The following is a 12,987-nucleotide window of genomic DNA, read 5'->3' as shown; positions in this document are numbered from 1 at the left end:
ACCCGGCGTCTGCGCAGATGGTGGGCTGGAAAGTTGTTCCGGTGAAAGCGGATGACAGCGGCAACATCGACGTGGCGGATTTCCGTGCGAAGGCTGAACAGCATTCTGACAACCTTGCAGCATGTATGATCACCTACCCATCCACACATGGTGTGTTTGAAGAAACCGTTCAGGAAGTTTGTCAGATCACCCATGACCATGGCGGTCAGGTGTATATCGACGGCGCAAACATGAACGCGATGGTGGGTCTGGCCCGTCCGGGTGATGTGGGCGGTGACGTAAGCCACCTGAACCTGCACAAGACGTTCTGCATTCCGCACGGTGGTGGTGGCCCCGGCATGGGTCCGATCGGTGTAAAAGCACATCTGACGCCACACCTGCCAGGTCACCCTGAATATGCGGGTGCCGTTGGTCCGGTGTCTGCGGCGCCATTTGGTTCGCCTTCCATCCTGCCTGTTTCCTGGGCTTATGTTCTGCTGATGGGCGGTGCTGGTCTGACACAGGCGACCAAAGTTGCGATCTTGAACGCGAACTACATCGCGGCAAGCCTAAAGGATGACTATGACATCCTTTACACCGCCGAGAATGGTCGTGTTGCACACGAATGTATCCTTGATACACGTCCGCTGGATGACAGCGCGCATGTAACTGTGGATGACATTGCCAAGCGTCTGATCGACAACGGGTTCCACGCGCCAACCATGTCTTGGCCTGTGGCTGGTACGCTGATGGTTGAGCCAACAGAATCTGAACCAAAAGCTGAGATCGACCGCTTTATCACTGCGATGAAAGACATTCGCAATGAAGTGCGCGACATCGAAGGTGGCAAGATCGATGCGGAAAACAATCCGCTGAAGAACGCGCCACATACGGTTGAAGATCTGGTGGGTGAATGGGATCGTCCATATTCACGCGAACAGGCTTGCTTCCCAGCGGGTGCCTTCCGTGTGGACAAATACTGGTCCCCTGTGAACCGCGTCGACAACGTATACGGCGACCGGAACCTGATCTGCACATGCCCCCCGATGGAGGCATATGAGGACGACGAATAAGTCCTCATGCAGTAGCGAAACAAAAGGCGGCCTTCGGGTCGCCTTTTTTGTTGGGGCGAAAAAGAAATGCCCGGCGCAGTGGCCGGGCATTTTATGTTCTGTTTTCTGAAATAATCAGTCTTGTGCAGCCGGGTTCGGCAGGATCAGGTTCAGAACCAGGCCCGCAACACCGGAAAGACCGATGCCTGCGAGGGCGAAGTTGTCTCCGAAGTTAACGGTCAGACCACCAAGGCCAATGATCAGGATGGTGGAAACGATCACCATGTTGCGCGGCTCTGTCAGGGCGTCGCCCAGACGTGTCAGCACAGAGAGACCAACCACAGTCACCATACCAAACAGCAGGATCATGATGCCGCCCATAACGGGCATTGGGATCGTGCCAAGTGCGCCACCGATTTTGCCAACAAAGGCCAGGATGATCGCAAAGATCGCCGCCCATGTCATGATCGCCGGGTTAAAGGCACGCGTCAGGGTGACGGCACCAGTAACCTCAGAATAGGTGGTGTTTGGTGGTCCGCCAAGGAAGCCAGCCGCCATTGTCGCAAGGCCGTCACCGAGCATGGTGTTCTCGATGCCTGGCTCTTCCATGTAGTCTTTCTTGGTGACATTGCCGATGGCCAAGATATCACCGAAATGTTCAATCGCGGGTGCAATGGCCACGGGCAGGATGAACAGGATGGCGGCGAGGTTAAATTCAGGCGTTACAAAGCCTGGGAACGCGAACCAAGGCGCATTGGTGAAGGCGCTGCCGTCGATCAGGCTTTCCCCGGTGATCACACCCATGATCATCGCTGCGATATAGCCTGCGATAACACCCACAAGGATCGGCACAATGCGCATGATGCCTCGGCCCAAGATTGCGGTCAGCATAGTCGCGCCAAGGGACACAGCGGCGATGATCAGTGCCGTGGATTTTGCCATGATTTGTGTGTCACCCGCAAGACCTGTGGACATGTTCACAGCAACTGGGGCCAAGGATAGGCCGATGATCATGATGACGGGGCCAACCACGATGGGGGGCAACAGTTTGTGCAGGAAGCCACTGCCAAAGATACGAATCGCAAAGCTAAGAACCACATAGAGCAGGCCAGCCGCCGCAAGGCCACCGGTGGTTGCCGCCAGACCCCAAGTCGCGGTTGCGTACCCGATGGGGGCGATGAAAGCAAAAGACGAAGCCAGGAACACAGGCACTTTGCCTTTGGTCACAACCTGGAAAATCAGGGTGCCAAGGCCCGCGGTGAACAGTGCGACGCTGGGATCAAGGCCGGTCAGCAGGGGCACCAAAACCAGTGCACCAAAGGCTACAAACAGCATTTGCGCGCCAATCAAGGCTTGGCCTGGGCCAAACTTATAATCGGTATTTTCTGTAGGGGTCATTTTCGCATCCTTCTGGGGCCTGTGGGCCCATTCATCCAAATTCGTGTCTTACTGGCGGATATTCGCCCAGTTTTCCAGACCGGTTTTTCGCATGTCCCAGATTTTCTGCGGTTGCGCTGGGATTTTGAGCAGAACAAAGCTTTTGGGAGCAGGGAAACATGGTATAGGGCGGACAACCCTGAATGAGGAAAACCTATGTCTGCCACCTGCGAAATCTGTTCAACTGCAACCTCTCTGACCGCCCATAGCATGGCCCCGCGCGATGCTGTGGTGCAGCTTTGTGAGAGCTGTCTTGCGGGGGTAAAAGGCCCGATCTCTGACGCGCCACATTGGCAATGCCTGAATGAGGCGATTTGGTCGGAAACAGAAGCGGTGAAAGTACTGGCTTATCGTTTGTTGTTTGGTTTGAAATCAGAGGCCTGGGCGCGGGACCTATTGGATATCGCGTATCTTGAACCAGATACGCTCAGCTGGGCTGAGGCAGATCTGCCGGATGAAAACGCACTGATTCATCGTGATAGCAATGGGGTGGTTTTAGCGGCCGGTGATGCGGTTGTGCTGATCAAAGATTTGCCCGTGAAAGGCGGGGGATTTACCGCGAAACGCGGGACGGCCGTGCGCAATATCTCGCTTTCACCGGACAATGAAACCCATATCGAGGGCCGGGTGAATGGCCAGCAGATCGTGATCTTAACGCAATTCGTTAAGAAAACCGGTTGATCAGAATTCCATCGGGATGGTGACAGGTCCGTCGTTGAGAAGACGAACTTTCATATCTGCGCCGAACTTCCCGGTTTGTACCGGGATGCCTTCATGCTGTATGCGCGTGATGAAATATTCATAAAGCCGCTCGCCCTCATCCGGGCTGGCGGCGGCTGAAAACCCGGGGCGATTGCCGCGGGAGGTATCTGCGGCCAGTGTGAACTGACTGACGATCAGGGCTGTGCCGCCAATATCTGCAAGAGAGCGGTTCATTCGCCCTTCGTCATCGCGAAAAATCCGCAGCTTGGTGATCTTGGCTGCAAGTTTATCAGCGTTGGCCTCGGTGTCGCCCTGCATGGCACAGACGAGAATCACGACACCTTCGTCGATTTCGCCAATGCGTTCGCCGTCCACATCAACACTGGCCTCTGTGACCCTTTGAACCACTGCTTTCATGATCTGTCCTTATTGATTTTGCGCGATGAGATATCCGATGCCACCTGCCACGATCAGGCCCAGGATGACAGCGGCTGCAATTTTCCAGGCTGACCAAGGGCGTTCGCCCTGTACACGGCCAGTTTGCCCGTTCACCACAAAACGATAGGTCTTGCCGCGATATTTATAGGCCGCCATCCAGACCGGCAGCAGGATATGCTTAAACGTCACATCAGACACAGAGGTATCCATCGCGCTGATCCGCTGGCGATCCCCGCCGATGTCAAACTTGATGTCCCGACGAATGACCTGATCCATCATGGCGCGGGCTTCACTATATCCGTCAGCCAGTTCAACCACATAGCCTTCGGAATTGAAGCCAGCCAGATATTCTGGTCGGTAAGGTTCGAGGTGGGACAGATTCCAGGGCGCAAGATTATCGGTGTATTTCTTTGGCAGGCTGTGACTGGCCAGAACCAGAACATCGTCAAAGAATCGGGCAACCCGGCCAGACACATTACGCCAGCGGATTTTCTGGACGCGCCGGGTTTGTGTTTCACCATTCACGCGCACTGTCCGGGTTTCGTAATACACCGTGCCACGCTGACCGGAATAGCGGGTTTTGGTATCCGCGTCATAGGTCCAGTAGGGCACATAAATCCCGTTCATCTTCCGACCCTTACGCGCATATTCCTGCAACCCACCAGGGGCGAACCATAGTTTTCCCAGCCATGCGTTCATCTCATCGTGGGCTTCGCGTTCTTCCAGGGCAAAGGGTAGGGTGGCCTTGGGCTTGATCTGGCGGGATGCACCTGTGTCAGTCACAACCGGGGTTGCGCAAAACGGACATTCCTGCGCGTGGTTCTGATCTGAAAACACCACCTGGGCCCCGCAGTTCGTGCAGGAAGATGCGCGGATTTCCTCTGTATCGGCTTCTGGCAGACGGGCATCCAGGGCCGCGCGAAAATCAAGTTCGCGAATGGCTTCTGAATGGGAAATTTCGCCGTGTCCTTCCATGCTTTCCTGATTGCCGCAGTGATCGCAGGTAAGAAGGCCCGCGGCAGGATCAAAGCGCAGATCAGATCCGCAGGCGTCGCAGGGAAAACGATGGGTTTCAGAGATGTCAGACATATATCAAAGCCAGCGGTGTAGAATTTTCGGAACCATTATACGCAAAGCATTATCCTTTAAGCGCAGATGACGCCAGATGTGAAACAGGGCATGGACGATGATTAGAATAATCAATGCGTCAAAGACGATCTCGTGGATCTCGGTGGCAAAGTCATGGATGCCCTTTCCGCCAAAACCAGGATTGATAGGCAGAACATCAAAAGCCCTGATTGCAAAAGGGGCTGCCAGACCCGCGAAAGCACCTGAGGCGACAACTATCGGCACGCCGATCTGCAAGGCGATGTGGTTTAGGCGATGAAATTGTTTGGTGGGTCCGGGCAATTTGGGGCCGGCGCGCCCCATCAGACCTTTGCGCAGCCAGATAAACAACCAGATCCCGGTGACAAGCGCCAAAAGCACCCCGGCCCCTGCGTGCGTTGACAATGCAGCACCCGCATCAGCCATGTCGTCGTCGGGCTCTACTGCGAAGAAATATATCAACAAAGCAAAGCTTAGCCAGTGCAACCATTTAATCAACGTACGTCGGTTCATGTTGTTCTCCTGCGTTTATGTAGTACGAGCATAGAACCGGGTGGCGTGGTGGCAAAGAAATTTCCCAAGGCGGATCAGCGCAGAGGCGCGCACGCAAAAAAGTCCGTGAATTGCATGCGCAGTTTCACAAAACGGCCGGAAATGTAGCGCTGTTAATCCGAGATGGAAAAGAAGAAGCCGCTCTCAATGAAATCGAAAGCGGCGGTTTTGTGGAACATAGCAAGATATTATCGCGCGAACTTACGGCCAGGAAAATATCCCTGTTGTAACGTCAACATCTAGCTTCCGGTGGCTTAACTGCCGGGGGGCGGTGGGGGTGGCAGAATGGTAAACAATTGCGCCAATTCCATGATGGATGCAGCTTTCTGCCAGCCGTCCTGACCCGCTGTCCAGACCAATGTCTGGCGGGTCAGTGCACCTTCTGCGGCCATCTTGCCCATGGCAGCGCGTGAAAATGGGCCGGTGGTCGTGCCGTTTGCCGTGACGTGCCAGAGTTTTTCGACAGGCGGCGGAGGTGGTGGCGGAGTATGTGCTGCTGCCGGTTGCGCTGGCGCTGCGCCCCATGGCCCGGATTGTGGCATCATGGCAGAATTCATCTGTTGTGCCATCGCCATACCCATTCCCATGCCAAGGCCAGCCCCCATCCCGCCATCACCACCTGGATTCGCCGCAGCGGTTGTCATGGCTTCAGCGGCCGAGAATTGCGTGTATTTCCCCAGATCACCTGCAACGCCCATTGATGTGCGTTTGTCCAGAACGGCTTCGACCGCAGGCGGCAGAGAGATGTTTTCGATGTAAAGTTCCGGGATCGATAGGCCATAGCTGTCGATTGTCGTGGATATCTCGGTCGCAATTAGTTTGCCGAGGTCGCCGGTGTTTGCGGCCATGTCCAATACAGGGATACCAGATCCTGCGACGACGCGGGAAAATTCCTGCACGATGATATTGCGGATCTGGAAGCTGATTTCATCCATGGTGAATTCGCCGTCAGTGCCGGTGATTTCGGTTAGAAAGCGCCCTGCATCTTTCACACGCACAGAATAGGTGCCAAAGGCGCGAATACGGGTCGGACCAAATTCAGGGTCCCGCAACATCAGTGGGTTCTTAGTGCCCCATTTCAGATCATTGAAACGCGTGGTGTTGATGAAATAGATTTCCGACTTGAACGGGCTTTCAAAACCATGATCCCAATGCTGCAGATTGGTCATGATCGGCATGTTGTTGGTCTCAAGCATGTAAAGACCCGGCGTGAATACATCTGCCAATTGTCCTTCATGAACAAACACAGCGGCCTGGCCTTCGCGCACAGTCAGCTTCGCGCCATATTTGATCTCGTGGCCTTCGCGTTCAAAACGCCAGACCATTGTGTCACGGGTGTCATCGGTCCATTCAATGACATCAATGAACTGACCAGAGAGAAAATCAAGAATACCCATAGGTTCTTCCTTTATTAAATGCGGGTGCCCGGGTTCAGACCGGATACGATGTTTTCAACAATGGGGCGGGCTTCATCTGCGCGCATACCGGGACGCAGGCGCGGATCATAGAGAATGCGCAGCAGGTATTCGTCATGGCGGGTCAAAAGGCCAAATTCCTCATCGTCGTTAAAGATGGAAGGGCGGGCATCAGGGCTGTCATTTGGCAAGCCCATGCCCTGTGCAAGCTCTTCATGAAAGCAGGACAAGCGCGTTAAATCTGGATGTTCTGCCCGAACGACGGCAACCGCGCGGGTGAACACACCTGAATTGTCAGAATCCCAGGCAAACATTTGGCATTGCTTATGACGGGGCAGGCGCAAAATGATGCTGATGTCCTGAGGCGGCAGATCCGGCAAGATCCGGCCCAGTTGGCGGTGCCAGTTCTGGCGCTCGTTTTCATTCAGGATCAGAACGTGAAAATTTGGGTTTTCGCGGCTGACTGAAACTGGGTGGCGCGTCGCGTTGCGGATCGTGCGGGCAAAATTCGTGATGCTGGTCTGATCCTGCAGGCGCTGTTGCGCTGAAACGGCATCGCCGAAATAGAGACCGAATCGCACGGGAGACACCCAACGGCGCAAAGGTGCAGCCTCGCGGCGCATCCGCCCAATTGGGGCATTGGTTTCATTAAACAGCGCAATGGCCATGAAGTTATCGATCAGGTCTTGTCGTGTCACCTGAATACCCGCCGGGTTTGTGTCCCTGCGCATATGTCCGTTTGCAAGGCTGGCCTGTTCGAGACGGGCCAGATGCTGTTTCATTGCGACGCTTTGTGGCGCGGCGGACGCCGTGCGCCGTGTTTCCACTGGAGGAGGCGTAAACCGGTTTTGTTGCACTTCTGTGCCCGGGCGTGTTTCCGGGCTGCAGCCGGCCATAAAGGCCAGAGCTGCGAGTGTTAAGGATGCTGCAAAGATCCGGTTCAGCATGAGGTCTCCCGTGGGGTGCCTTATGCAGGCACCGAAGTTGCGGCTTCGTCGCCGACACTATCGCCGCGCGCTTTGGCAGAGGCAAGGGTGTCCTTGAGTTCACCTTCCATCTTTTTCAGATCTTCTTCGGCAGCAGCACGACGTGCTTTGCCTTCATCGGCAATCTGCAGGCTGTCATTGATGGTTGCAATCAGGGTTTCATTGGCGGATTTCACGGCCTCGATGTCAAAGACACCACGTTCCATTTCTGTACGCACTTTCGCATTCGCCTGACGCAGGTTTTCAGCATTTGCCGTCAACAGTTCGTTGGTCAGATCCGTCGCATCGCGTACAGCATCTGCCGCCTGAGATGACCGTTGAATTGCCACGGCCTGCGCCAATTGCGTTTCCCAGAGAGGCACAGTGTTCACAAGCGTCGAGTTGATCTTGGTCACGAGGGATTTATCGTTTTCCTGAACCAGACGGATCGATGGCAGCGATTGCATCGTGACCTGACGGGTCAGTTTTAGGTCGTGGACACGGCGTTCCAGATCATCACGGGCCGCACGTAGATCGCGCAACTCTTGGGCAACCATGACCTGCTGATCTTCCGGCGCGGCATCTACATCTGCAGCCTTGGCCGGGATAATGTCTTCGTCCAGAACGCGCAGTTTTTCTTCACCGGCAGAAATATACAGGGCCAGTTCGTCATAAAATGCCAAGGTCTTATCATACAGCTGATCCAAAGACTTGATGTCTTTCAAAAGCTTATGTTCGTGATCCAGAAGGTTGTCAGTGATCTTGTCGATCTGTCCTTGAACGGTCTCGAACCGGGCCAGGAATTTGGCAAATGGTGCGGCTTTGCCGGTGAGCTTTTCCCACCAGGACCGCTTACGACGCACATCCAGTTCGGTGATGGAAAATCCGCGAATTGTTGACACGATTCCACGCAGGTTGTCCCCGGCTGGGCCAACGTCTTTGTTGCGCACATCATTCAGCATTGCTTGGCTGATCACCTGCAATTCTTCCTGAGCGCTGGACCCAAAGCTGACAATAGAACCCGTATCGCCCATGTCGATCTCATTCATGCGTTTTGAGATTTCGGCTGCAACCGGTGCGTCTGCTTCGGCCAGTGGCACCAAAGCGGTAGAAGGTTCCGCCAGGGTCACGGCTGAGATTTCAGTAATCTCGTTTGTGCGCGCCTGGGCTTGTTCTTTAACTGTAACACTCATGGATATTTTCCCTGTTCAAATGATGTCGGTTCAGACGTTTGCATCGCGTGCCAAACGGTCGCGCAGCACTTCGATTTCAACGTCAAGATTATCCTGCCCGTCCTCAAGCAGCTTTTCTGTTTTGCTGGTAAAACCTGTTTCCAGATCATCTAGCAAGGCTTCGAATTTTTCACGAGCTTCCGCATTGGGTCCGCGGGTTGCGATGGTGACATATTGCACGGTCGCTTCGCGTGCGCCCTTTAGATAGACACCCATATATTTGCGCGCCGCTGTCAGATCGCGCGGATCATCTTCCACGGTGCGGAACATGTTTCGGGCTGTGATGGCGAACCGTTCTACACGTGTGGTCAACATCCGGTCGCGGGTGCGTGTGATCGCGTCTCGCATGGCTTCTAGGTGGTCTTCGCCGTCCTCGATTGCGCGGGCCACACGGTCAGCCTGAAACCGGTCGATGCCTTCCATGCCTTTGTCAGACATGGGGTCAGGGCCAAATGCGATAAAGTGACAGGCTGCGCCGAACAGACCCAAAACCACGGGGCCAACAATGCCACCCATACCGGTGAAAGCCGCAAGCAAAACACCGACGCCAGTCAAGGCAGACGCAATTATTTTCCGGGGCAGGGCTGGTCGGCGGGCCACCTGGCGGGCATCATATGCAGCTTCGGCTTTCAGACCTTCCCGTGTCAGCCAGGCTGCCAGAAACAGCGCGGCGAAGGCAGTCAACGTTAGAACCAGAAGCAATGGCTCACGTCCAAAGGCTTTGAACAGCAGAGGGACTGGAGCAACAAATAAAAGACGTGCCCGGAACCGATCCCCAAGAGAGGCCTTCGCTGGGCGGGTATTTTGTACAGGCGCTGCGTTCTGTTGTTGCACGCGGCCGTTTGGGCTGAAATCACCCCCGAAACGTTTCGCCATTACGCGGCCCCTTTAAAGGTTGCGTATAGGATCAGTGCAAAAAGCACCCAGAACCCAAGGTTCTTTACTCCGCTTCCACCCATTTTTGCAATTTCCCCAGTCATGAATGTCTCTCATGCAACTATATAGGGGAAATTGCGGTTTAAAACCAGAAGTGGCCCTAGGGGGAATTAATGGGCAGATTTACCCCCTGCTTCGCGTTCGCGGTTCAGTTTGCGTTGATAACCGGACTGGATGATTTCAACTGCGAACAATACGATTACCGCAAAGTAGAAGGTGGATTTGGACATTGGAATGATTTCATAACCGAAGACTTTCAGCGCCAACGTATCATCATGCACCGCATGTGCAGCAGCCTGACCGGCTTCGCCCAACAGAACGACACCAACAATCAGAAGAATGAACAGGCCCAGAACCTCATACATACGGTTCTTTTCTAGGAATCTGGTTACGCCATCGGCCAGAACCAGCATCGCAAGACCTGACAAAAGGATTGCAGCGGCAAGGATCGGGAAGACATCGGTAATGGCAAGGGCTGACAAAATGGAATCGAAGCTGAAGATCAGGTTCATCATCACGATCAGTGTAATCACCTGGGCCGCAGATTTCCCGGATTTCTGTTCTACATCCGTATTCAGGTGGCTGACCGACAGCATATGCGAAATCTCTTTCACGGCTGTATACATGATGAACACACCACCGATAACGAAGACAACGGTGGCAAAGTTCACACCGCCTTCAAGAAGTCCCGGCATGTCGAAAACGTGGAATGGCGCAGCCATGGCATCGATCAGGCGGATCATGACGAACAGCAGAACAACCCGCAACGCAACCGCAATGATAATGCCCCAGAAACGCACTGATTTCTGTGTTTCTTTAGGTGCTCGCTGACTTTCGATAGAGATATAGAGAAGGTTGTCAAACCCAAGGACAGCCTGCAGAAAGCAAAGCATCAAAAGGTTACCAAGGTTTTCGATTGTCAAAAGTTCGGACATGGGGCGCTCCGGAATACTGAAAAAGTTGCGGTGTTTTTGCGTAGAACACCGGCGTTTGTAAATGGTGGATGTGGTGGCGCGATGGTATTTTACCGCATACGAGGTTTCCGTGCCGCGCCAAATCCCAATTATTTCTGACGGGGCCTGCCGCCGGGTCTGCCACCGGTGCGTCCATCCGGGCGATGACTTGGTTTACCCGGTGCCTTTTTCCCCTGGGTTGGGCGGCCTGCGGGTTTTCCGGTGTTTTTCCCCGGGCCCGGGCGTTTGCCAGATCCGGATCGAGGGGCGTCGCTTTCACTACCCCACAGCTTTTCCTGTGAACGATTGCCGCCACGGCCTTTTGGCTTTGTACCGGCATTGTGCCCGGGTTTGCGGCGGCGCGTCACGGTAGGTTTCGCATCATCGCCATCCAGCCCCAGCTGATCGCGCACAACGCGGGATTTCAGCTCTTCGACTTCACCAGATTTCAGCTCGTTCAGTTGAAACGGGCCATAGCTGACCCGCAGCAGGCGGTTCACATCAAGACCAATTGCACCCATCGCACGTCGGATCTCGCGGTTACGACCTTCGCGGATCGCAACGGTGACCCATGCGTTTGCACCTTGCTGTCGATCCAAGGTGATTTGCATCGGTTGGAATTTTTCCCCATCAACCTTGATGCCCTTGCGCAGAGGTTCAAATGTTTCATCCTGCGGTCGGCCATTCACCCGTACGCGATAGCGGCGCAGCCAGCCTGTGGATGGCAATTCCATCTGGCGTTTCAATCCGCCATCATTGGTCAGCAGAAGAAGCCCTTCGGAATTGATATCAAGACGTCCAACGCTCATCACGCGCGGCATGTTTTCGGGCAGATTGTCAAAAACCGTATCGCGTCCCTTTTCATCCCGTGCAGATGTCACAAGGCCAGTGGGCTTATGGTACAGCCAGACGCGCGGCGCATCGGGTTCCGCCAGTTCTTCCCCCTTTACGGTGATCTTGTCTTTATCCGTGACATTTAACGCGGGGCTGTCGATCAGTTTGCCGTTCACGGTGACATGCCCGTCTGCAATCAGACGTTCGGCATCACGGCGCGAGGCCACACCAGCGCGGGCAATAACTTTGGCGATGCGATCACCAGCGGGGGCGGTTTTGGGTTTATCTGTCATGCAAGCGCTTTACCCTGGTGGGGCGAAAAGGGAAAGATGCTTGGCAGGGGGCTGGCTTCGGGGCATGAATAGGCAATGACCGGATTTACATCATATATGGATATTGCCCTGGAAGAAGCGCGTGCCGCCGCGGATCGGGGGGAAGTTCCCGTGGGCGCCGTTCTGGTTTCTCCATCAGGTGACATTCTGGCACGTGAAGGCAACCGCACGCGTGAGATGAATGATCCCACCGCGCACGCCGAAGTTCTGGTTATCCGAAAAGCCTGTGCAACCTTGGGGCAGGAACGTTTGCCGGGGTATGAACTCTGGGTGACACTGGAACCCTGTCCAATGTGTGCAATGACTGTATCCGCCGCGCGGATTGCCAAACTTGTATATGGTGCGACGGATCCCAAGTCGGGCGGAATCGGGCAGGGGCCCCGAATCTTTGAGCACGCGCAGGCGCATCATGTTCCTGAAGTGATCGAAGGTGTACGCGAATCCGAATCTTCAAACCTTCTGAAGTCGTTTTTTTCTGCACGAAGATGCTGCTGATTGATCTCTTCATCGGGCCACAAATCACCGCGATTTTCACCTGCATATATATAGTAAGATAAACCCACGAAATTGCGATGAATCGATTCCGTCTGTCTGGTGCGATTCCTGATTTTTGCTGCATGCACGACAATTCCTAGCCATTTGAGGTTTGATTGTATGCGAGTCGTTGTATTTTTTGGTGTGGTTGTTGTGTTGTGTTGTTTTTTGAGGGTACGAAAGTTGCGCTTTGGCGTGGGGAAACGTGTCGTTCGTTGTTTTTGGCGTATGTTAATAAGGGGTTTTGATGATTTTTGAAAAAAGATTGGAGTTTTTGTAAAAAGGGGTTGCGGGTCCGGGGCTATAACCCTAAAACCCACTTCACCGGCAGGGCGACACGGAAACGAGACGCACTAAGGGGGCAGCGGAAGGGTCGCAAGACACTGAAGTGAAGATAAGAAATTTGAGGATTGACGGGCTAGCGCGCCTTAAGTATTAAGGCGCTCTGGAATGTTTTTGTCCTTTGAGGCTTCGGTCTCGACGCTCTTTGAAATTGCTAATATCTGAAGAGATATGTGG

12 protein-coding genes and 1 pseudogene are annotated in these 12,987 nt (G+C 54.3%); 3 read left to right on the top strand and 10 right to left on the bottom strand.

The features are described from left to right. Positions 1 to 1,052: pseudogene (locus ACPGUT_RS14590) on the top strand (glycine dehydrogenase (aminomethyl-transferring)); the annotation flags it as partial. A 114-nt stretch (positions 1,053 to 1,166) separates the two neighbouring features. Here ACPGUT_RS14590 and ACPGUT_RS14585 read toward each other — a convergent pair. Beyond that, the gene (locus ACPGUT_RS14585; RefSeq protein ID WP_423992587.1) at positions 1,167 to 2,429 is read right to left on the bottom strand and encodes a uracil-xanthine permease family protein; all 1,263 of its coding nucleotides are present in this window, start codon (positions 2,427 to 2,429) and stop codon (positions 1,167 to 1,169) included. 195 nt (positions 2,430 to 2,624) lie between these two features. Between ACPGUT_RS14585 and ACPGUT_RS14580 the strand changes: the two genes are divergently transcribed. After that, complete coding sequence (locus ACPGUT_RS14580) at positions 2,625 to 3,149, top strand: PhnA domain-containing protein (protein ID WP_423992583.1); 525 nt, start codon at positions 2,625 to 2,627, stop codon at positions 3,147 to 3,149. On the opposite strand, the gene dtd is transcribed toward ACPGUT_RS14580, so the two are convergent. The 9 genes from dtd to ACPGUT_RS14535 form a co-directional block, all read right to left on the bottom strand. Beyond that, positions 3,150 to 3,587 carry a D-aminoacyl-tRNA deacylase gene (gene dtd, locus ACPGUT_RS14575; RefSeq protein WP_423992581.1) on the bottom strand — a complete coding sequence of 146 codons (438 nt, stop codon included), beginning with the start codon at positions 3,585 to 3,587 and terminating at the stop codon, positions 3,150 to 3,152. 9 nt (positions 3,588 to 3,596) lie between these two features. Then, positions 3,597 to 4,697, bottom strand: coding sequence for a TFIIB-type zinc finger domain-containing protein (locus tag ACPGUT_RS14570; RefSeq protein ID WP_423992579.1), 1,101 nt, complete (start codon positions 4,695 to 4,697; stop codon positions 3,597 to 3,599). A gap of 3 nt (positions 4,698 to 4,700) precedes the next feature. Continuing rightward, on the bottom strand, positions 4,701 to 5,228 hold the full coding sequence (locus ACPGUT_RS14565; protein ID WP_423992577.1) for a cytochrome b: 528 nt from the start codon (positions 5,226 to 5,228) through the stop codon (positions 4,701 to 4,703). 293 nt (positions 5,229 to 5,521) lie between these two features. Continuing rightward, positions 5,522 to 6,664 carry an SPFH domain-containing protein gene (locus tag ACPGUT_RS14560; protein ID WP_423992575.1) on the bottom strand — a complete coding sequence of 381 codons (1,143 nt, stop codon included), beginning with the start codon at positions 6,662 to 6,664 and terminating at the stop codon, positions 5,522 to 5,524. Between the two features lie 14 nt (positions 6,665 to 6,678). Next, a complete protein-coding gene (locus tag ACPGUT_RS14555; RefSeq protein ID WP_423992574.1) occupies positions 6,679 to 7,629 on the bottom strand; it encodes a DUF2927 domain-containing protein in 951 nt (316 codons plus the stop codon). Between the two features lie 20 nt (positions 7,630 to 7,649). Beyond that, a complete protein-coding gene (locus ACPGUT_RS14550; RefSeq protein ID WP_423992572.1) occupies positions 7,650 to 8,840 on the bottom strand; it encodes a toxic anion resistance protein in 1,191 nt (396 codons plus the stop codon). A gap of 30 nt (positions 8,841 to 8,870) precedes the next feature. Continuing rightward, positions 8,871 to 9,755 carry a 5-bromo-4-chloroindolyl phosphate hydrolysis family protein gene (locus ACPGUT_RS14545; RefSeq protein ID WP_423992570.1) on the bottom strand — a complete coding sequence of 295 codons (885 nt, stop codon included), beginning with the start codon at positions 9,753 to 9,755 and terminating at the stop codon, positions 8,871 to 8,873. Between the two features lie 170 nt (positions 9,756 to 9,925). Next, positions 9,926 to 10,750, bottom strand: a complete 825-nt coding sequence (locus ACPGUT_RS14540) for a TerC family protein (RefSeq protein ID WP_423992568.1) — start codon at positions 10,748 to 10,750, stop codon at positions 9,926 to 9,928. Between the two features lie 128 nt (positions 10,751 to 10,878). Then, entirely contained in the window at positions 10,879 to 11,895 is a 1,017-nt protein-coding gene (locus ACPGUT_RS14535) for a pseudouridine synthase (RefSeq protein ID WP_423992566.1), read from the bottom strand. A 75-nt stretch (positions 11,896 to 11,970) separates the two neighbouring features. On the opposite strand from ACPGUT_RS14535, the gene ACPGUT_RS14530 reads away from it, so the two are divergent. Continuing rightward, the gene (locus ACPGUT_RS14530; RefSeq protein WP_423992564.1) at positions 11,971 to 12,429 is read left to right on the top strand and encodes a nucleoside deaminase; all 459 of its coding nucleotides are present in this window, start codon (positions 11,971 to 11,973) and stop codon (positions 12,427 to 12,429) included. Positions 12,430 to 12,987: the final 558 nt, after the last annotated feature.

This window comes from Halocynthiibacter sp., assembly GCF_049608145.1.
Lineage (GTDB): Bacteria > Pseudomonadota > Alphaproteobacteria > Rhodobacterales > Rhodobacteraceae > Halocynthiibacter.
The sequence above is the reverse complement of the archived record's forward strand: the minus strand, read 5'-3'. Positions and strand labels throughout refer to the sequence as shown.